Consider the following 19,826-nt stretch of genomic DNA (forward strand, 5'->3'; position numbering starts at 1 on the left):
AGTGAGAAGAGCCATGGTCATTGGTAAAAACCTCAAAAACATTAATGAAGAAAACAACTTCTTCTATCTAACCTTAGCGCTAGTGATTTTGTTGCTAGGGAGTGCGATGGCACAAGTCGTAGGTGAAGGGACGATTGAACACATACTTCAGGCTTTCACGGTTCTGACGTTTATCGTCTGTTTTGCGAGCCTTCGCTTTGACAAAACCTGGTCTCGTTTCCTCTATAGCCTGTTTGGTGTTTGGGTTCTTGTGATTGTGATCAAGACCGTTTTCAACATCAGAGAGATGAATGTGGTGATGCTTGCCCTCACCTTTGCGTTCTTTTTCGGCACTTTTAAATCCATCGCAAGACAGATTCTTTTCACCGGCCATGTCAACAGCAACAAAGTCATTGGCTCGGTAGCGCTTTTCTTGCTACTTGGTCTGATGTGGGCGATTGCCTACCTCATTCTGCTTGAGTTTTCGCCTGAAGCCTTTACCGGTATGGAAGCGATTTCTTGGGGGCAGAACTTCTCCAATGCAGCGTATTTCAGTTTCGTTACCTTAACCACGCTCGGTTATGGCGACATTAGTCCTCTAACACCACTGGCTCAAGTCGTGGTGTATTTAGAGGCCATCACAGGTGTTTTTTATATGGCGATTGTTGTTTCAAGTCTCGTCAGTTCTAACATTGATCATCAGGTAAACAAAAATGGATAAACAATCGGTAAAAATCGACAGTAAGCTTTTCATCAGTAATATGGTGGAATCAGCAATACGCATTGGCTTGATCTTTGTCTTGCTGATGTTTACGTACGACATCATCAAACCCTTCATACTTCCGGTTATTTGGGGCGCTATTATAGCCGTCGCTTTAATGCCGCTTACCCAAAAATTGCAGCGTGTATATGGTGGTCGCAGAGGTCTGGCAGCCACAACCATTGCTTTACTTGGTATTGCCCTCCTTGTCACGCCACTTGTTATGGTATCAGGCTCCATTGTGGATGGTGCAACGCACGCGCTTGAAGTACTACAAAATGGTCAAGTGAAAATACCAGGGCCAAAACCTTCCGTAGCGGATTGGCCTATCGTGGGTGATAAGCTCTACGAAGTGTGGACCCTATTCGCTACTAATCTTGAGCAAGCGATTCAAACCTTTATGCCACAAATAAAGGCAGGACTCACATCTTTACTGGGTACACTGGGGGGCGTATTGGGAAGTTTACTGCTTTCAATCTTGTCACTTGCGATTGCAGCAGGTTTCATGACGTACTCTGAATCTGCGGCATCAGGCCTAAGAACCATCGCGATTCGTACCGCTGGTGAAAACGCAAAAAGCTGGACCACGCTTATCGCAGCGACAATTAAAAGCGTACTGCTTGGCGTAGTCGGTGTAGCGGCGATTCAAGCACTGTTGATCGGTGCTGGTTTCTTCGTATTTGGCGTTCCGGCAGCAGGTTTACTCACACTGCTTCTAATGATCTTATGTATCGCTCAGCTCCCGGCGTTGCTCGCAGTGCTACCTGTGATTGGCTTCATGTACATGACCCAAGACACCTCAACAGCAACCATGTTTACTGTTTGGGTCGTAGTTGCGGCTCTTTCTGAAAACCTGTTCAAACCAATGTTAATGGGACGTGGCGTCGACGTGCCAATGCCTGTGATTCTGCTCGGTGCCATCGGTGGTATGCTTTTCTACGGCATCGTTGGTCTGTTCTTAGGTGCCGTTATCCTAGCAATTTGGTATGAGTTATTTGTTTGGTGGTTGAGCATTGAGAAAGCACAACAGCAAGAAGAAATGGCAGAACAACAAGACGCTTCTGATGACCAATCAGAACCTGGACACGGTGCTGGCATTTAATAAATCAATAAGTTAGAAAGAAATTTAATCTATAACTTATGATATCAAACCGCTGCATTTCAGCGGTTTGATTCTATTTGGATCACAGTTTCGTCGTAATAAATGCGATAAAAATGACGTTCTTGTTAAATTTTCATACTTATTACACTTGGGAGTTGCAATCGGGCAATGAACGATGCACTCTCGATGACCACTAATTTGCTTAGGATAAAAACAATGAAATTGATCAAGCCTTTAACTTGTGCGCTTGCTCTCGCAATGAGTGGCATGGCATTCGCAGATGTAACCGTGAGTGTTCCTGACAACGTTTCAGTATTGGCGGCTAACGGTGAAAAAGCAGATCTTTCGGGTGGTTTTTTCGCCTCTGAAAGAACACTGACGTTACCTGATGGCCTTAACCAAGTCGTATTTCGTTTCGCCCCTTACTTCAACCAAGGTAATGACCGTTTAAGTGTTGAAAGCGATGTTATCGTTACACGATTTGACGCGACCAATGCCGAACTCACTCTACAAATGCCAGAATACCGCAACCTACGTGATGCGGAAGAGAAGATCAAAGACTTAGATTGGAAACTGGTTGATGATTCAGGCAACGCAATCGCGGTTGACCAGGACAAGTTGCTCAAACCGGGTATGCAAATCGGTCGTGATTACGTACGTGAAATCGAAGATTATAACCAAGCTGGCGGTGCAGCAGCCGTGGCTTTTGCTGGCGCAGCGACCATGCAGCCAGTCACGCTTCCTGCAAAGGTTCCTGCGGATATGAAGCAAGTGAGAGCAACTGCGGTTAAAGCGGATTCGACAGCTGAAGAGATGCTGCACTTCTGGTACCAAAAAGCAGACGCAGAAACCAAAGCTCGCTTTAAGAATTATGTTAATCAACAGTAAATCTGGTTAACTTTATCGATATTAAAAAAGCCACTTCACGTGGCTTTTTCGATCAAAAAATTAGGAAACTTGGACAACTTTAGTATTGGCGATCAAGTCATGCAACAAACGTCGCTCCGGATGAAAGAACAACAATGCCAAATTTACCAACGGGATCCCCGGAATGAGCATCTCCAGTAAGTAGCTAATAACAAGCCTTAACCCTGCTGTAACTTTCGTTGCCTTACTATCATTTTTCATTACAACTTTAATACCAATCATGCGCATACCAATGGTTTGCCCATGACTCAATGCATTCCAGTTGATCATTAAAACCGTTGGTAAAGAAAGCAAGTAAAACGCCTGAGTTTCACGAACAAGCGTGAGGTTATCTGCTAAAGAGAGCTGAAAGTCGTTAAGAAAAGAGTTAATACTCAATGCGATGATTAACACGACCACCATCGTAAAGAGCAGATCGATAAAACCAGCAATGATTCTCTGTTGCTTGCTCGCGATAAAAGCATACATGGACTTCAGTCACCTCAATGTAATTGGTTAAGCGAGAATGACTGAGTGTACAGACGCGCAATGGTGAGCGCAGTTTAGGTATTGCCAACATAATATTCAACTAAGAACATACTAAATCGCGGTCGTATCTCAAAAGTAATCATTACATCTTGAGCATAACCGTATCAATTTAACAAAACGCTACCAGTAACGTTCGTAAATGATATTTCCCCCAGTTTGATGGCGATACTTTTCCAAGCCTAGCTCTTGTAAAACGGGCACGGTATCTTTGATCATTTGTGGATTCCCACACATCATGACAAAGCTACGCTGAGCTGAGAATGGCGCATCAGCGGCGTTGGACAGTAAACCCGATTCGATGAGTTCAGGAATTCGGCCTTGTAATTTACCATCAACCACTTCCCTGCTAACTATCGGTATATACTTTAATCTGCCTTCATATCGTTGCTGAAGCTGTTCAATTAGGTATTTATAAACCAGATCTTTTTCGAAACGAACGGCATGAACCAGCACAATGCGCTCATTGTGAGGCGGTAAGTTTATATCATCCAGCAGCGACAAAAACGGTCCAATCCCCGTACCTGTAGATAGCAGCCACAGGTCATGAGCCTGTTTAGGAATAGAATCATGGATTAAATCGCCATGTGCGGTGGCACCGACATAAATGCTATCACCAGATTTAAGCTTTTGGAGCCGTGGAGAAAGTTGTCCTTGAGGGTCGGCTACTATTAGAAACTCCAACCAATCGAATTGCTCGCTTGGCGCATTAACCACAGAGTAAGCGCGGCTGATCGGCTTACCTTCATCATCAAGCAAAGCAAGCTTGGTGAATTGGCCAGCTTTAAAGGAAAGAGGCGCGCCAGATATTCTCAAACTGAACAGCTCACCTGTCCAATCGATGCGTTTCTCAACTCTTGCGAGGTTGAAACCTTTGAGTTCAATCATGAGACACCTCCTATCTGGTTACTCTTAGTTAAACTTACGCCTTCAACTCAATTATGTAAAGTTTCTAGTTTACATAATCAAACCACCATTTCATTTCACATTTTAAAAACAATTTTATTACATATTAAATGATTACATCTAGAATAAATGCTCAAAGTGATAAGTCGCGTCGCAATTTGTGGCAAAGCAGATGAAAAAGGAGCAATAAAAATGGACACACTGTTAAAGGACTTTCCCGTTATCACAGAGATAAAAGTCGCATGGGGTGAAATGGATGCTCTGCAACACGTTAATAACGTGGTCTATTTTCGCTACTTCGAGACCGCACGTTTAGATTACTTCAACAAAATTAACCTGCTGGTCGACCTGCAGACCTCGCAAATTGGGCCAGTACTGAGCGAGACTCAATGCCGCTACAAATTGCCTGTTACTTACCCAGACACGCTATTAGTCGGTTCTCGCGTAATCGACATGCAAGAAGATCGCATCACGATGGAGTACCAAGTGCTGAGTAAGAAGTGGGGTAAAATTGCGACCATCGCGACCGCCACTGGTGTGATGTTCGATTTTAAGAACAACGTTAAAGCTGCGATTCCAGATCACGTTCGCCAGTCGATTTTAGACTTGGAAGGAACCGTGGGTAGTACGCATCATTTGGAGTAGCAATAAACGAGAGATTAAAGGCGAGGTTCCCGACAGCGCTTCTTCATCGCTATCGGGAATGATGCTGAGGTACCATTCCAGCCCGCGTAATAAGATAACTAGCGTCATTCTAATGAGCCAAAGTGAGACTAAGAATCTACTTGCCGCTTGCTGCAGACCATAAAGCCATGAATAAACTCAATACAATCTGAAAGTAGATTCTGAATCACGCTCGTTCCTCGCGGTTCAGAATGACGGTTCGAGTTTGGCTCTGATCTCTACAAAACCATCTAAAAAAGCGATTCCAGAAGAACCTATGTGACCATCCGGAATTTCGCTTTAGACGTAACAGTAGAGCGACTCTTTCAGCCTACGCGATAAGAAAAGCTGCGTCATTCTAGCGAGACTAAGAATCTACTTGCCGCTTGCTGCAGACCATAGAACCATGAATAAACTCAATACAATCTGAGAGTAGATTCTGAATCACGCTCGTTCCTCGCGGTTCAGAATGACGGTTCGAGTTTGGCTCTGATCTCTACAAAACCATCTAAAAAGCGATTCCAGAAGAACCTATGTGACCATACGGAATTTCGCTTTAGACGTAACAGTAGAGCTACTCTTTCAGCCTACGCGATAAGAAAAGCTACGTCATTCTAGCGAGACGAAGAATCTACTTGCCGCTTGCTGCAGACCATAGAACCATGAATAAACTCAATACAATCTGAGGGTAAATTCTGAATCACGCTCGTTCCTCTCGGTTCAGAATAACAGTTCGAGTTTGGCTCTGAGCTCTACAAAACCATCTAAAAAAGCGATTCCAGACAAGCCTAAGTGACCATCCGAAATCTCGCTTGAGACGCATCAGCAGCGCGACTCTTCCAGCCTACGCGATAAGAAAAGCTGCGTCATTCTAGCGAGCCATAGCGAGACTAAGAATCTACCTTACCGCTTGCTGCAGGCCATAGAGCTATGAATAAACTCAATACAATCTGAGGGTAGATTCTGAATCACGCTCGTTCCTCGCGGTTCAGAATGACAGTTCGAGTTTGGCTCTGACCTCTACAAAACCATCTAAAAAAGCGATTCCAGATAAACCTATGTGACCATCCGGAATCTCGCTTTAGACGCATCAGTAGAGCGACTCTTCTAGCCTACGCGATAAGAAAAGCTGCGTCATTCTAGCGAGCCAAAGTGAGACTAAGAATCTACTTGCCGCTTGCTACAGACCATAGAGCCATGAATAAACTCAATACAATCTGAGGGTAAATTCTGAATCACGCTCGTTCCTCTCGGTTCAGAATAACAGTTCGAGTTTGGCTATGACCTCTACAAAACCATCTAAAAAAGCGATTCCAGATAAGCCTAAGTGACCATCCGGAAAATCACTTTGGACGTATCAGTGGAGCGACTCTTCCAACCTACGCGATAAGAAAAGCTGCGTCATTCTAGCGAGCCAAAGCGAGACTAAGAATCTACTTACCGCTGCTGCAGACCATAGAGCGGTTAGCAGAATGTCTCGATGTACAGCGCTTCGACTTTGTCCCGCGCCCATTGCGTTTTACGCAGGAACTTCAGCGACGATTTGATTGAAGGATCTTTCTTGAAACAGTTCACACGAACGCGCTCATACATGCCATTCCAACCAAAGTGTTCAACTAGTCGGGTGACGATTTTCTCTAAACTCAACCCGTGAAGTGGGTTATTCGGCTGCTGTTGGCTCATGCTATTGATCCGGTAAAGTGAAGTTGCGCGCTAATCTAACTCAAACTCGCCGTGCAACCTAATGTTTTAACCTTGAATTGGCCTACAACTCTCCCCTATAGTAGCCCAAACTTCTTAAAAGCCCTTTTCATTATGAAAGCCCTCAACGACCTCAATATTTTTGTCGAAACCGCGCGCCAAGGCAGCTTTTCAAAAGCCGCTAACAGCATGGACATGACACCTGCCGCCATTAGCGCATCGATTAAGCGTCTTGAAGGGCAAATCGGTTTCCCGTTGTTTGTGCGTTCCACCCGAAGCCTGCGTTTAACCTCAGAGGGCGAACTGTTTTTAGACAAAACCACGCAAGCGTTGGCAACATTGCAAGAGGGGTTGGATCAGATCTCAAGTGCGCGCGGGGAGTTGTCTGGTCAGCTGCACATTACTGCACCCTCCGATTTTGGTCGCAATATGTTGCTCGATTGGGTGGATGAGTTCATCGATCTCTACCCAAATGTTTCCATTAAACTAGAGCTGTCCGATAGCTTGACGGATATGTACACCAAGCCTGTCGATATTGCGATTCGCTACGGCGAGCCGGCCGACTCCAATCTGGTCGTATTGGCATTATGTGGGTCAAACGAACGGATATTATGTGCATCGCCAGAGTACGTAGCTACACATCCAGAACTCGCCTCTCCTGCCGATTTAACACAACACAACTGCTTGTGCTACATGGTCGCGGATTCGGTCTACAACAAATGGACGCTCACGCGTGGCAGCGAGAAAGAACAAATCGTGGTCAGCGGTAACTTGTTGAGCAACGACAGTGACTTGCCACACCGGTTAGCGATCAAAGGCAAAGGCATTGCGAATAAATCGTTGATGGACATTAGCCGAGACTTAATCGAAGGAAGATTGGTGCGAGTGTTACCAGAGTGGGATTGCGGCCCAGTGCCGCTCTACATGGTGTGCGCCGATCGTCGATTATTGACGCCAACGATTCGGACTTTCCGCGACTTTATCCAACAAAAATGCTGCCAGCAACGCGCCAACGTGCTGGCAACCTTCTGTCATTAGGCGATAAATCGAAGAGGACGAATCTGGGTATATTCAACCCAATCATTCTCTTCCAATGTTTCAAGAAACGTCGCCATATGCGGGCTTTGCAAATGCTTATCCAAGGCCTCTTGCGATGCCCAGATTTCTTGGAACATAAATAGGCCATCAACTTTTTCGTCGAGATACAACTCGTATTGGCAACAGCCTTCTTCTTTGCGAGTTGGCTCTAGTAAACCAGAAAGCAAATTCGCCACCTGACCCTTACGATCTGGATAGGCTTTAACTTCTGCAACTAAGTGGATCATCGTTTTATCACTCTTTTGCGATTTATATATTGATTACAGGGTTCTACGTCACCTGTAAGTAAGCTCGAATTAGATCTCGGTGAATACGGTTTCTGCGTCCCAGCGAGACTTTGGCGTTTTCGCGTTGAAGTCATCTTCCGCGTGGTAGCCAAGCGGCACGATCACAACACTGGTATAACCTTTTTCACGCAAGCCAAATTCTTCATCCAGCACTTTTGGATCAAACCCTTCAATTGGTACTGCATCGATTTCTAGCGTCGAAGCACCCAACAGCAACGTACCCACGTTGAGGTAAACTTGTTTCTCCATCCAATGGTTTGCATCTTTCAGATCAAAACAGTGCATGTTCACAAAGTAGCTACGACCACCGCGCACAGCCGCTTTCGCTTCTTCGGTTGGGAATCGGCCATCTTTTTCTTCTTGCGCCATTAGCGCTTCAATGTAGTCGTTATCAATGCCTGTTTTTGCACAAAACACCAATACGTGAGATGCGTTGAGAATCTTCGCCGCGTTAAACGCGTAATTCTCTTGCGCCGCTTTAGCGATGCGCTGCTTGCCTTCTTCTGTGCTTGCCAGAATGAAATGCCAAGGCTGGGAGTTCACACTCGATGGACTAAAACGAATCAGCTCTTTAACTGCGTCGATTTTTTCTTGAGGTAGCTTGCGCGTTGGGTCAAACACTTTCGTTGAGTAACGAGATTTTGCAGCTTGTACGATATCCATGAGGTTCTCCAATTAATGAATTTAAGCTGTGTAACAGCATAACCTCATGAGATAAAGGGAAAAACCGATTTCGATTAAAAACATTTTCAAAATAAATTTGAAAATAAAACGATAAGAAAGGCTTTGAGCGTTCTCACTGAACTTCTTCATCTTTTCAGCAATAATGCATGTTTGCTCGCAACCAAACTCAACTCATGCTGCCTCAAGATAACGTTATTACATCCTTTCTGTGCAAAAAGCTCGGTCACAATCACCTTCGAATTGCCGGCGAATATTGGCACATTGAGAAGTTGGTGGCCTTGCAATGCATGATGTTGAAAGAAGCGCCTAACCTCCAAGAAGGGCTGCTTTGGTGGAGTAAAAGTGTCTCATTATTCGACCGCCGTTTGTACGTCACATTGCAACATGGTGATGCCCAAATCCATCTGCAAGTCGAATGTAGAACGGCCGATATGCCAAATTGGGCGGAGTCGGTGTTTGGCTTGCTCAGAATGCAGTTGGAGATGCTTGAGCTAAGCGAATCAATACAAGTACAAGTTCAAGCCAGCAATCCATTCGCGGCCGATATTTTTCTAGGGGAAACGCGAGATTCTAAAACGAGTTCAAGCGTGTTTGAACTGGTGAAACATATTTATTTGCTGCTTTCTCACCAGCCAATTGAGCAACCCGAATTGCTGAGTGTTTTGAACGCCTTGTTCATCAAAAACAGCAATTACGCGCTCAAGTTAGAGCAAGCGGCAAGGCAACTGGGCGTCTCCAAACGCACCTTGCAACGTCGACTGCAAGAGAAGCAAATGAGCTACTCTCAATGCGTTGATTTCGCTAAAAGAAAGCAAGCACTCACTTTGCTTGCCGACACCCAACTCACAACGCAGCAAATCGCCTATCAACTTGGTTATGAAGAACCTTCGAACTTTCACCGCACTTTTCGTCGTTGGTATCCGTTTTCACCCATGCAATATCGCCAACAATGTTTGGATAACCGAACTCAACTAAATCAACAACCGATCCGCTTATACTACGCCAAAGCCAATACCTTCGACGATAACCACATCGACCAACCTGTCGGCAAAATCTGGATGGAAGTGGACAATATTGCGTTTGAAAAAGTGGTCTCGGTAGAATGCCGTGACCGTGATGGCGCATGGCGGCGCTACCCCGCCTTCTTCGAGCGTTTTTTAAGTCATGGCACCGAACTCTGGGCAACGACCGAACTTCCGGTAGCGCACCCCCTTACCTTTCGCCTTTGTTATGAAGTCGATGGGGAACGTTACATTGAGAATAACCACCAGCGTGACTATGTGGTTTCTAAGGGGCTTTTAATTGGCGCAACGGAATACATTGTCCCGACTCGGCAGCTTATTAATATTGGGGCGCAATACACGCTCTTTATCGAACTGGCATGCCGACTTGAAAACGTTTCGAGGATTGACTGTTACGTCGATGATGACCCCACACCTCACGCAATGCGCTTGACCCAACACTCGCTACATTATGCTTGTTGGGTGCTGCAATTATCGCTCACTCAAACTGCAAAGCAGTGCCGTTTCCGCCTTTATGATGAATCCGACAACGAGCTCGCGAAAGATCATTACCCGATACAATATCCTATTGTGCAACCGCTCAATTAAAACTGTCGGTCAGATCAAAATCGTCTCTTCGTGACATCATTTCACGTCTTTTTTGGCGTGAAATGACACTCTCAATTTCAAACCCTTGATTTATCGTTTCCGCATTGCTGCATAACGGAGACAAAAACCGTGTTTGAAAACTTACCTAACCCTATGAATAAAATAAAAATACTACCTTTAGCGATCGCCTTAGCTCTTTCTGGCTGTGGTAGCGATGAAACTACGCCAACCGATACAGGAAGCCACGTGGCATCTCCTGATTGGCAAGACCAGATCATTTACTTCTTGATGATCGACCGTTTTAACGACGGCGACAGCGCTCTTAATGATCAAGGGCAAAACGAATTCGATCCGACGTCGGATAAAAAGTTCAGCGGCGGCGACCTCGTTGGCGTGAGTGATAAGTTAAGCTACATCGAAACTCTCGGTGCCACATCGATCTGGATTACTCCGCCAGTTGCTAACCAATGGTGGGATGCTGAGCAAAACTACGGCGGCTACCACGGGTACTGGGCGCGCGATTTTAAAAAAGTGGATGAACACTTTGGTGACATGGAAAGCTACCAAGCGTTAGCACGCGAAGTACATGCGCGTAACATGTTCTTAATTCAGGACATCGTGACCAACCATGTAGGCAACTTCTTTACCTACGACGATCCTTACAGTTATGATCCAAGCCTACCTTGTCAAGGTTTCCGTTTGATAAAAAATGCACTACCCGCCGGGCAAGAACTGCCGTACCCACTCAACATGAACGAGTGTAAAACAGACGGCACAGGCAGCTACCACTGGACGCCAACCATCACCGACCACAACGATCCGGTACAAGAAAAAACCTGGCAGCTCTCTGATTTGGATGACCTTAATACGTCCGATCCTGAAGTACGCGCTTATCTAAAAGAGAGCTACCGAAAATGGATTCGCGAAGTCGGCGTCGACGGATTCCGTATCGATACGGTGAAGTTTGTTGAACACGATTTCTGGAACGATTTCCTACACGCCGACGATGGTGTGATGACGCAAGCGGTTGATACTGGTCGTGACAACTTCCTCACTTTTGGTGAAGTATTCGAAACATCTGCGCCCTACCACACCGAAGGCGAAGAGAAGATGCTGACTTACATCGGTGAAAGTGGCTCGCCGAAACAGCTAACCTCGGTACTGAACTTCCCATTGCAAGCGACCATGACGCGCGTATTTGCATCAGGGCAACCGACCGACTATTTACGTTTCCGTCTTGAGAAAATGATGGACATGTTCCCGAATCCATACATCATGCCGAACTTCATTGATAACCACGATATGCCACGTTTTCTATCGCAAGGCAGTGTCAACGATATGAAGCAAGCTCTGATCACAATGATGGCAGTGCCGGGCATCCCTGTGATTTACCAAGGTACAGAGCAAGCGATGTCAGCGGCGCGTGATGCGATGTTCGCCGGAGGGTATCGTGAAGATGGCAACTACGTAGACTCATTCGACCAAAACAGTGAGATGTACTTGTTTATTCAAGAACTTGCCAAGCTACGCACTGAAAACAAAGTCATGACACGCGGCGAAATGAAAGTGATTGGCAGCGATAAAGCGGGCGCGGGCGTGTTCGCCTTTACTCGAACGTTGGATAACGACGAAGTCTTGGTTGTGATGAATACATCCAACTCGCCGATGTTGATGAACCAACTCGATGTAGAACAAGTTGGCGGCACCGTCTTCCAACAACAAATCATGTCGAACTGGGCAGAAGCTCCAGAGCAGTTAGTCGCAGATGAAAATGGTCACGTAACCCTTGAATTGCCAGCCAAGTCAGCAGTGATTTACTCAAAAACAAGCAGCAATCAATCTGTAGATACCCCAGACCTCAATATCCGACTTGCTCAAGATTGGGAAGGACAAACCATCACTGGTGATATTGTTATCGCGGGTAGTGCGAACGCCAACGAGAAGTTGAGCCTCGTCGTCGATGGTAACTTGGAAACGGCGCAAGCCATTACTGTAGGCGATGATGGTCAGTTTAGCGTCACGCTGTCGACTCGTCACTTTGCAATTGGCGAACAGCAACACCGCTTCGCGATTTACTCCACCGAGAAAAAAGCAGGCATCGAGGACGTGAATTTTGTCTCTAACCTAAGCTGGTCAAACACACCGGATGACACCATTGATGATGCAGGCGATGCACAAGACGGCATGGGCGGCCCTAATGGTAACTACTCGCTACCAACTGATCCAACGTTCGACAAAGACAACAGCCAACTCGCAATCAATAAAGCAGAAGTGTTTACCGTTGGCAGTAACGTACGTTTGACCTTCACTATGGACAAAATCACCGACACTTGGTTACCACCAAACGGCTTCGACCACGTAGGTTTCACCATCTTCATTGATTTACCTGAAGAAGCCGCAACCAACTTGTCTGAGCTACCGAAGATCAACGCTTCTATGCCAAGCGGAACCTGGAGTCGCAATGCGGTTGTTTTTGGCTGGCAAAGCTCTATTTACAACACCAAAGGAGCAAATGCGACGACATGGGGAGAAGCCGTAACGCCAGCACCAACAGTGACAGTAGACAAAACCAACAACACCATTTCAATGGACTTTGCTAGCGATGCACTAGGCCGCCCAGATTCGCTCGATGGTATCCGTTTCTATGTCACGACTTGGGACTTAGACGGTCTTTCAGCAACTTACCGTCCGCTAGAGCAAGACAAAGGCCCTTGGAACTTCTCCGGTGGCGCATCGGATGAAAGTAAGATTTGGGACGATTTACCAATCATCACCTTGTCGGAATAAACCGTTAAAAAAGACACCGCCCAGCGTTTAGCTGGGCGGCCATCAACAAAAGAATGCAGAAAGACACTTCTGCTCGTTTTTATTCTAGTTAAAGAACGATTTCACCCACAGCACCAGACTGTCCCAAAGCTGACCGAACCACGAGCCCTCTTCTACCGCTTGGCTGCTGACCAAGGGATAACTCGCCACGGTACTGTCATCGCTTTTCCAAACGACCTTACCAATCTCATCTCCTTGCGCGATCGGCGCAATCAACGGTTCATTTAACACCACACTCTTATCAAGCCCAGCCGTCATTGAACGAGGTAGAGTGAGATAGGCATCTTTAGCGAAGATCGCTTCAACTTGATTAGCATTTCCCTTCCAAACGCGAACTTTAGACTCAACTTCCCCCTTTTTAGCAACTTGCTGGGTGTCATAAAAGCGAAAACCATAGCTGAGTAGATTCTTCGATTGGCTGATCCTAGCCTGTTTACTTGGCGTACCCATCACCACCGAGATAAGGCGCATTCTTCCTTCTTTGGCCGAGCTCACCAAGCTGTATCCGGCATTGCTGGTGTAGCCGGTTTTGCCCCCGTCGACATCAATGGAATTGTCCCACAACAACTTATTGCGGTTGTACTGCGTAATGTCGTTCCACTTGAAGACTTTCTCGCTGTATAGCGCATACACATCAGGAACATCGCTGATGATCGACTGCATGAGTTTTGCCATATCGGTTGGTGAGGTTTGGATGCCATCACTATCAAGACCATGGGAGTTCACAAAATAGGTGTCTTGCAGTCCTAATTTCTCCGCCCAACCATTCATCAAGGCGACAAAGCCGCGTTCACTACCTGCAACGTGCTCAGCCAGTGCAACGCACGCGTCATTTCCTGATTGGATGATCACGCCGCGCATTAAGTTCGCAACACTAATTTCATCTTTCGGTTTGATGAACATTTTAGAAGAACCGGGAAACTTGGCCGACCACGCGTTTTCGCTCACGGTGACAACATCATCCCATTTCAAACGCCCCGCTTTGATTTCTTGTCCAACTACATAAGCGGTCATCAACTTGGTTAAACTCGCCGGAGCAAGGCCTGCTCGCCCATTATGCTCGGCAATAATGGCACCGGATTGAAAGTCCATTAATACGTAGCCTTTTGCCTGTAACTGAGGTGGGTTGGGCGTAACAACGGCAAAAGTAGGTACGCTTATTAAACAAGTCACAATTGTCCATCGAGCCAGTGACACTTTCATCCGACTTCCTCCATGCTCTTACTTTGTCGCAACTCTATTGAGCATAGCTCACTCAACCAGTTGCACCAGTCGCTAATCGTTTCATTTTCTTGAACTTACATTGATTTGACCAAGGTATAGAACTAAAGAGGCAATTGGGAAATAGCATTGGTTCTTCGCGCCATTCGCAGTAAAGTAGCGCTACCCCTCAATAAGGAAATAAAGATAACAATGAACGCTCAATCATTTATCGACGCAGGATTGCATTACACTCCCCACAGTTTTACCGTTCCTCTGGATTACCAAGACGCGAGCAAAGGCACCATTGAAGTCTTCGCCCGTTCGGTTTGCCTAGTTGGCGATGAAGAATCGACCAAACCTTGGTTGGTTTACTTTCAGGGCGGGCCTGGCTTTCCCTCTCCACGTCAAAACGGCAATAACGGCTGGGTAAAACGCGCCCTGCAAGAGTACCGAGTTTTGCTTCTCGACCAGCGCGGTACGGGCAACAGCAGCGTAATTAATCACCAGACGCTTGCTCACCTCACGCCAGAGCAACAAGCAGACTACTTGAGCCACTTCCGAGCGGATAACATCGTGCGCGACGCGGAATACATTCGTGAGCAATTTGGCGTCGAAAAATGGGCGATCTTAGGTCAAAGCTTTGGTGGGTTTTGCTCCCTCACCTATTTGTCTTTGTTCCCAGATAGCTTGCTACAAAGCTACATCACAGGTGGCGTGCCATCAGTCTCACGTCATGCCGACGATGTGTATGAAGCCACTTTCAAACGCACCATGGAGAAAAACCAAGCGTTCTTCCAACAATTTCCAAGTGCGCAACAACTTTGCCAAAACATTGCGAATCACTTGCTGGAAAATGAAGAGTACCTACCAAATGGTCAACGCTTCACGGTGGAGCAATTTCAACAAATCGGCATCAACTTTGGTGTGAGTGATACTTTCTTACCAACTTACTATTGGCTAGAAAGCGCGTTGATTGAAGTGAACGGCAAACCACAACTTCGTTATGAGTTCTTAAACGATATGTTGGCGCAGCAAAACTTCCAAACCAACCCGATCTACGCCATTTTGCATGAATCGATTTACTGTCAAAGCTTCGCGTCGAATTGGAGTGCGCACCGCGTTCGCCAAACCCGATCAGAGTTTAATTATGAATCTGGCAAGCCATTTTACTTTACGGGGGAAATGGTCTTCCCATGGATGTTCGACCAATACGTTAACCTCAAGCCACTAAAAGACACCGCAGAAATATTGGCAGCGAAAGAAGATTGGACAACGCTGTACGATCAAACACAACTGGCTCAGAACAAAGTGCCTGTCAGTTGCGCCGTTTACGCCGATGATATGTTTGTTGAAATGGATATCAGCCGAGAGACGCTCGCGTTAATACCAAACTCAAAAGCGTGGATCACCAATGAGTACGAGCACAACGGCTTACGTGCCGACGGTGAACGTATTCTCGACAGGCTCATTGCCATGGGAAAACAGACCGCAGCTACGTTGAAATAAGCACGGCAGACGTTAGAAAAACGCCTTTTCAGTATGTGGTGAAAAGGCGTTTTATAGCGGTTTATGAACAATGGCGATCAGTCATTCACTCTTTGTCCCTAAACCTTTATCCCTCACCACCTCATGTATAAAACTGCGACATGTCCTTTCCTTGTCAATGACTCCGGTGATTACTTGGTGCTTCTTGCGCCTAACTTTTTTGAAGGGCCTAAAAGAGAATAACAGCATAAATTTAAACCAAAAGTATCGGCTCCAACCTACCTAACCCACTATAATTAATGCTTATAATTTGAACACATAGCGGCTTCACCTGCGGACATGCTCCCCCTACCAAAGACCGCCAGGCCCCGCCTACTCATAATATCCGTATAATTTGTCCGTATTTCCGACTAGTTTAGTCAGGTATACTTCGTGCCGCTAAAATTTTAAGGTCGTTGACCACCTGTATTTTTAAAGGAAACCTCATGAGTCAGTATGTAGTTTGTGCGCTGTACAAGTTTGTTGAGCTGAATAACTATCAAGAGCTACGCGAGCCATTACTTGCGTTGATGGAAAAACACCATATTCGCGGAACATTACTACTGGCAAGTGAAGGTATCAACGGTACTGTTGCATCTGATCGTGCAGGTATTGATACGCTACTGGAGTGGCTAAACAACGAACCTCGTTTGACTGGCACCGTATACAAAGAGTCGTATTCTGAGACCCAGCCATTCAATCGCACCAAAGTGAAATTGAAAAAAGAGATCGTAACATTAGGTGTTGAAGGTATAGACCCTCGCCACGTAGTGGGTACTTACGTGAAACCTCAAGAGTGGAACGATCTTATTGCTGATCCTGAAGTGTTTGTTGTCGATACACGTAATGATTACGAAATCGAGATCGGGACATTCAAAGGCGCTGTAAACCCAAATACTGAAACCTTTCGTGAATTCCCAGACTATGTAAAAGAAAACATGGACCCGGCAAAACACAAGAAAGTTGCGATGTTCTGTACCGGTGGTATCCGCTGCGAAAAATCAACGGCTTACATGAAAGAACAGGGCTTTGATGAGGTCTACCACCTAGAAGGCGGCATTCTTAAATATCTTGAAGAAGTTCCTCAAGAAGAGAGCATGTGGGAAGGCGATTGTTACGTATTTGACGGTCGTGTTGCCGTGAACCACCAGCTAGAAAAAGCAGATTACGATTTATGTAACGCTTGTCGTCTACCGATCACTGAAGAAGACAAACAGTCAGAATTGTTCGAGCAAGGCGTGAGCTGTCCAAAATGTCACGGCAAACACTCAGAAGAACAAATTGCTCGATTCCGCGAGCGTGAAAAACAAATTGTTCTTGCAGAGCAGCGAGGCGAGCAGCATGTTGGTGGTGAAAGTGCCAAGCAAAGAGAAGCTCGACGTGCCGCTAAGTACGCGCAAAAAGAAGCGCAGCGTAAACAAGACTAAGCCTAACTCTCCTTATATTTAGCGAGCTGCCGTAAGGTGGCTCGCTTTTACTGCGCACCAATACTCTTTCAATACAATTTTGTATCCCTCACCAATACCTCTAGTTGATTGTCTCTTTTACCTTCGGGTAGCCCCACCATTTCATCATAAGCACTTTGATGCACTAAGACCTGCTTATTTGCTTTGATATTCCTGCACTTCTTTTGCATCTCGATCAGGGAATGAGCCCTCAAAAAGATACCGTTGTCATCAGTGATAAATTGCGCTTCTCCATCAATCACAACAGATGCCTGATACAATGCGAGATCAAGCGAATGAATGACCAATTTGTCCACATAGAAGTATTTTTGTAACTTACTCAATGCTATTGCCATGTGTCACCTCCCTAAAAGTTACCTCTACGTTTTGTGGAATAAAACCGATCATTGGATGAGATTTCTTCGGTTTACTTGCGTACAACATCGGAAACAAAGAGGATTCCGATGCAAACAATCAATGTCGTGTGGTTAAAGCGAGATTTAAGGCTGACTGACCATCAACCACTAACTCAAGCATTATCAACAAAGCACCCAACTGTGCTTTTGTATATTGTTGAACCATTGCTATTGAACAACCCACACTATTCTGAGCGCCACTGGCGATTTGTTTGGCAATCACTGCAAGACATGGATGAAACGCTCAAAGCGTATGGGCATCGAATCACGGTGCTGTTTGACGATGCCTTAGCATGTTTCCAATCAATTCAAGCGCAATATCAAATCAACGCTGTTTTTTCTCACCAAGAAATAGGACTCAACTGCACCTTTGAACGAGACCGACAAGTTGCCGCTTGGCTGTATAAGCAGAACATCGACTGGTTTGAGTTCGAACACGGTGCTGTTATCAGAGGTGCAAAAAACCGGCAAGGTTGGGACAAACATTGGGACTCTGTCATGAGAGCCTCAATAAGCCCTATTGAGCTCCAAACCGACTTATTGCATTCATTGGATGCAGAAGCTCTCGGCTGTTCGTTTTCGCCACCATCATCCTGGCTATCAAAATGCAAAGGAATGCAAACGGGAGGAAGCCGGCTCGCTTGGAAAACACTAGAGGACTTTTTTCATCGTCGAGGTCGTGATTACTATCGAAGCATTTCTAGTCCCACAGCCTCACGCACAGCCTGTACTCGACTTTCTCCATATCTCGCTTGGGGTAACATATCCTTGCGTGAAGTTTATCAATACCTTTTGAAACACTGGCAAGTCGCTGGGTTTCGTCGCAGCTTAATTGCATTGTCTTCACGGCTTCATTGGCACTGTCACTTCATCCAAAAATTCGAATCGGAATACGACATGGAGTTTTACTGCGTTAATCGGGCTTACGAACCATTGATTAAACAAAGTAGTACTTTCGATGAAGAAAAGTTAGCAGCATGGAAATCCGGGCATACTGGCGTACCTTTGATTGATGCCTGCATGCGCTGTTTGCACCACACTGGTTACATTAACTTTCGCATGCGTGCCATGCTGGTTAGCTTTCTTACTCACCACATGAACATGGATTGGCGAGTAGGTGTAACGCATTTAGCGCAACTGTTTCTCGACTTTGAGCCTGGAATTCATTACCCACAATTCCAAATGCAAGCAGGAGTAACCGGGACTAACACAATCCGTATTTATAATCCGATCAAGCAGGCCCAAGAACATGATCCTAACGGTACGTTCATCTACAAGTGGGTACCTGAGTTACAAATGGTTCCTCCCCCTCTTTTATTCGAGCCCTGGACAATGACCCAGATGGAAGCTGTCATGTATCAATTGCAGCCAGATAGCCGTTACCTTGCACCTATTATCGCACCAGACAAAGCAGCTAAGGCAGCAAGAGAGCGCTTATGGACGTGGCGGAAACGAGCTGATGTGAAACAAGAAGGCAGACGAATTCTTGCGCGACATGTTAGACCCTCAAAAGAAAGTAGGACGCGATGATCATCTTTCAATCACGATGCGTACAAATGCAAACACACTCCAGGGAACCCGTTGTACCCTCAACTAGTAAGGAACACATTATGTTCAAACGTATCTTAGTTATCGCGGCGACACTGATGGCGACATTATCTTTTATGCTTCCCGTTCAGGCTCATGAGCATGGCATGATGAAAGCCGATATTGTCGACGTTGCCGCTGAAAATGGCTCTTTCAATACGCTTGTTGCTGCGGTGAAAGCAGCGGGCCTGGTTGACACTCTCAAAGGGGAAGGCCCATTTACTGTTTTTGCACCAACGGATGACGCTTTTGCAAAACTGCCAGACGGCACAGTCGACATGCTCTTAATGCCGGAAAACAAAGACAAGTTAGTATCTGTTTTGACTTATCACGTCGTCCCAGGGAAAGTGATGGCTGCCGATGTTGTTAAGCTAGACAAAGCGACTACGGTTCAGGGGCAAGATGTGATGATTAAAACCATGGGCGATAAAGTCATGGTTAACGATGCAAATGTCATCGCAACCGATGTGAAAGCTAAAAACGGTGTCATTCACGTGATTGATACTGTCATTATGCCGAAATAACACCATCCAGAGGGCGGTACACTCCGCCCTTTAGACAGAACTTCTTCCACCCTTAGCAC

At 45.9% G+C, this 19,826-nt stretch carries 18 protein-coding genes; 11 read left to right on the plus strand and 7 right to left on the minus strand.

Going from position 1 to position 19,826, the window contains the following annotated elements:
• The first annotated feature begins 13 nt into the window (after positions 1-13).
• The 3 genes from R7044_RS12060 to R7044_RS12070 all read left to right on the plus strand — a co-directional run bounded on the left by R7044_RS12060 (position 14) and on the right by R7044_RS12070 (position 2,729).
• Positions 14-700, plus strand: coding sequence for a potassium channel family protein (locus R7044_RS12060; protein ID WP_047102392.1), 687 nt, complete (start codon positions 14-16; stop codon positions 698-700).
• Positions 693-1,841: an AI-2E family transporter gene (locus tag R7044_RS12065; RefSeq protein WP_005386936.1), complete on the plus strand. Its 1,149-nt coding sequence runs from the start codon at positions 693-695 to the stop codon at positions 1,839-1,841. Before R7044_RS12060 ends, R7044_RS12065 begins: the two co-directional genes overlap by 8 nt.
• 216 nt (positions 1,842-2,057) lie before the next feature.
• Positions 2,058-2,729, plus strand: a complete 672-nt coding sequence (locus R7044_RS12070; RefSeq protein ID WP_225455598.1) for a DUF2057 domain-containing protein — start codon at positions 2,058-2,060, stop codon at positions 2,727-2,729.
• A gap of 60 nt (positions 2,730-2,789) precedes the next feature.
• Here R7044_RS12070 and R7044_RS12075 read toward each other — a convergent pair whose 3' ends face one another.
• On the minus strand, positions 2,790-3,236 hold the full coding sequence (locus R7044_RS12075; RefSeq protein ID WP_025768614.1) for an RDD family protein: 447 nt from the start codon (positions 3,234-3,236) through the stop codon (positions 2,790-2,792).
• Between the two features lie 180 nt (positions 3,237-3,416).
• The gene (locus R7044_RS12080) at positions 3,417-4,181 is read right to left on the minus strand and encodes a ferredoxin--NADP reductase (RefSeq protein ID WP_005374935.1); all 765 of its coding nucleotides are present in this window, start codon (positions 4,179-4,181) and stop codon (positions 3,417-3,419) included.
• Between the two features lie 210 nt (positions 4,182-4,391).
• Between R7044_RS12080 and R7044_RS12085 the strand changes: the two genes are divergently transcribed.
• The gene (locus R7044_RS12085; RefSeq protein WP_005374933.1) at positions 4,392-4,844 is read left to right on the plus strand and encodes an acyl-CoA thioesterase; all 453 of its coding nucleotides are present in this window, start codon (positions 4,392-4,394) and stop codon (positions 4,842-4,844) included.
• 1,482 nt (positions 4,845-6,326) lie between these two features.
• Here R7044_RS12085 and R7044_RS12090 read toward each other — a convergent pair.
• Positions 6,327-6,545 (minus strand): VF530 family DNA-binding protein, encoded by a 219-nt coding sequence (locus tag R7044_RS12090; RefSeq protein WP_005374929.1) that lies wholly within the window; start codon positions 6,543-6,545, stop codon positions 6,327-6,329.
• Between the two features lie 132 nt (positions 6,546-6,677).
• Between R7044_RS12090 and R7044_RS12095 the strand changes: the two genes are divergently transcribed.
• Positions 6,678-7,601 carry a LysR family transcriptional regulator gene (locus tag R7044_RS12095; RefSeq protein WP_005374928.1) on the plus strand — a complete coding sequence of 308 codons (924 nt, stop codon included), beginning with the start codon at positions 6,678-6,680 and terminating at the stop codon, positions 7,599-7,601.
• Here the strand turns inward: R7044_RS12095 and R7044_RS12100 are convergent.
• Together R7044_RS12100 and R7044_RS12105 are read right to left on the minus strand one after the other, a co-directional pair.
• Entirely contained in the window at positions 7,598-7,888 is a 291-nt protein-coding gene (locus R7044_RS12100; RefSeq protein ID WP_054574890.1) for a putative quinol monooxygenase, read from the minus strand. The genes R7044_RS12095 and R7044_RS12100 overlap by 4 nt on opposite strands.
• A 69-nt stretch (positions 7,889-7,957) precedes the next feature.
• Positions 7,958-8,611 carry an oxygen-insensitive NAD(P)H-dependent nitroreductase NfsB gene (locus R7044_RS12105; protein WP_054574889.1) on the minus strand — a complete coding sequence of 218 codons (654 nt, stop codon included), beginning with the start codon at positions 8,609-8,611 and terminating at the stop codon, positions 7,958-7,960.
• 167 nt (positions 8,612-8,778) lie between these two features.
• On the opposite strand from R7044_RS12105, the gene R7044_RS12110 reads away from it, so the two are divergent.
• On the plus strand, positions 8,779-10,242 hold the full coding sequence (locus R7044_RS12110) for a helix-turn-helix domain-containing protein (RefSeq protein ID WP_225455599.1): 1,464 nt from the start codon (positions 8,779-8,781) through the stop codon (positions 10,240-10,242).
• A 129-nt stretch (positions 10,243-10,371) separates the two neighbouring features.
• On the plus strand, positions 10,372-13,029 hold the full coding sequence (locus R7044_RS12115; RefSeq protein WP_031780902.1) for an alpha-amylase family glycosyl hydrolase: 2,658 nt from the start codon (positions 10,372-10,374) through the stop codon (positions 13,027-13,029).
• A gap of 84 nt (positions 13,030-13,113) precedes the next feature.
• Here R7044_RS12115 and R7044_RS12120 read toward each other — a convergent pair whose 3' ends face one another.
• Positions 13,114-14,271 (minus strand): D-alanyl-D-alanine carboxypeptidase family protein, encoded by a 1,158-nt coding sequence (locus R7044_RS12120; protein WP_225455600.1) that lies wholly within the window; start codon positions 14,269-14,271, stop codon positions 13,114-13,116.
• 210 nt (positions 14,272-14,481) lie between these two features.
• On the opposite strand from R7044_RS12120, the gene R7044_RS12125 reads away from it, so the two are divergent.
• On the plus strand, positions 14,482-15,777 hold the full coding sequence (locus R7044_RS12125) for an alpha/beta fold hydrolase (protein WP_017820146.1): 1,296 nt from the start codon (positions 14,482-14,484) through the stop codon (positions 15,775-15,777).
• 464 nt (positions 15,778-16,241) lie between these two features.
• Positions 16,242-17,222, plus strand: a complete 981-nt coding sequence (locus tag R7044_RS12130; protein WP_017820145.1) for a rhodanese-related sulfurtransferase — start codon at positions 16,242-16,244, stop codon at positions 17,220-17,222.
• Positions 17,223-17,290: 68 nt separating this feature from the next.
• Here R7044_RS12130 and R7044_RS12135 read toward each other — a convergent pair whose 3' ends face one another.
• Positions 17,291-17,596 carry a DUF6482 family protein gene (locus R7044_RS12135; RefSeq protein ID WP_017634442.1) on the minus strand — a complete coding sequence of 102 codons (306 nt, stop codon included), beginning with the start codon at positions 17,594-17,596 and terminating at the stop codon, positions 17,291-17,293.
• 108 nt (positions 17,597-17,704) lie between these two features.
• Between R7044_RS12135 and R7044_RS12140 the strand changes: the two genes are divergently transcribed.
• Entirely contained in the window at positions 17,705-19,186 is a 1,482-nt protein-coding gene (locus tag R7044_RS12140; RefSeq protein WP_225455601.1) for a cryptochrome/deoxyribodipyrimidine photo-lyase family protein, read from the plus strand.
• An 80-nt stretch (positions 19,187-19,266) separates the two neighbouring features.
• Entirely contained in the window at positions 19,267-19,767 is a 501-nt protein-coding gene (locus R7044_RS12145) for a fasciclin domain-containing protein (RefSeq protein ID WP_005374896.1), read from the plus strand.
• Positions 19,768-19,826: the final 59 nt, after the last annotated feature.

The organism is Vibrio sp. 1402, assembly GCF_033340275.1.

What these genes read in the sequence shown, in the direction of transcription:
- R7044_RS12075 (WP_025768614.1), bottom strand. Translation starts at nt 3,236, where the DNA reads ATGTATGCTTTTATCGCGAGCAAGCAACAGAGAATCATTGCTGGTTTT.
- R7044_RS12090 (WP_005374929.1), bottom strand. Translation starts at nt 6,545, where the DNA reads ATGAGCCAACAGCAGCCGAATAACCCACTTCACGGGTTGAGTTTAGAG.
- R7044_RS12135 (WP_017634442.1), bottom strand. Translation starts at nt 17,596, where the DNA reads ATGGCAATAGCATTGAGTAAGTTACAAAAATACTTCTATGTGGACAAA.
- R7044_RS12095 (WP_005374928.1), top strand. Translation starts at nt 6,678, where the DNA reads ATGAAAGCCCTCAACGACCTCAATATTTTTGTCGAAACCGCGCGCCAA.
- R7044_RS12145 (WP_005374896.1), top strand. Translation starts at nt 19,267, where the DNA reads ATGTTCAAACGTATCTTAGTTATCGCGGCGACACTGATGGCGACATTA.
- R7044_RS12070 (WP_225455598.1), top strand. Translation starts at nt 2,058, where the DNA reads ATGAAATTGATCAAGCCTTTAACTTGTGCGCTTGCTCTCGCAATGAGT.
- R7044_RS12100 (WP_054574890.1), bottom strand. Translation starts at nt 7,888, where the DNA reads ATGATCCACTTAGTTGCAGAAGTTAAAGCCTATCCAGATCGTAAGGGT.
- R7044_RS12085 (WP_005374933.1), top strand. Translation starts at nt 4,392, where the DNA reads ATGGACACACTGTTAAAGGACTTTCCCGTTATCACAGAGATAAAAGTC.
- R7044_RS12110 (WP_225455599.1), top strand. Translation starts at nt 8,779, where the DNA reads ATGTTTGCTCGCAACCAAACTCAACTCATGCTGCCTCAAGATAACGTT.
- R7044_RS12120 (WP_225455600.1), bottom strand. Translation starts at nt 14,271, where the DNA reads ATGAAAGTGTCACTGGCTCGATGGACAATTGTGACTTGTTTAATAAGC.
- R7044_RS12080 (WP_005374935.1), bottom strand. Translation starts at nt 4,181, where the DNA reads ATGATTGAACTCAAAGGTTTCAACCTCGCAAGAGTTGAGAAACGCATC.
- R7044_RS12140 (WP_225455601.1), top strand. Translation starts at nt 17,705, where the DNA reads ATGCAAACAATCAATGTCGTGTGGTTAAAGCGAGATTTAAGGCTGACT.
- R7044_RS12125 (WP_017820146.1), top strand. Translation starts at nt 14,482, where the DNA reads ATGAACGCTCAATCATTTATCGACGCAGGATTGCATTACACTCCCCAC.
- R7044_RS12105 (WP_054574889.1), bottom strand. Translation starts at nt 8,611, where the DNA reads ATGGATATCGTACAAGCTGCAAAATCTCGTTACTCAACGAAAGTGTTT.
- R7044_RS12130 (WP_017820145.1), top strand. Translation starts at nt 16,242, where the DNA reads ATGAGTCAGTATGTAGTTTGTGCGCTGTACAAGTTTGTTGAGCTGAAT.
- R7044_RS12065 (WP_005386936.1), top strand. Translation starts at nt 693, where the DNA reads ATGGATAAACAATCGGTAAAAATCGACAGTAAGCTTTTCATCAGTAAT.
- R7044_RS12060 (WP_047102392.1), top strand. Translation starts at nt 14, where the DNA reads ATGGTCATTGGTAAAAACCTCAAAAACATTAATGAAGAAAACAACTTC.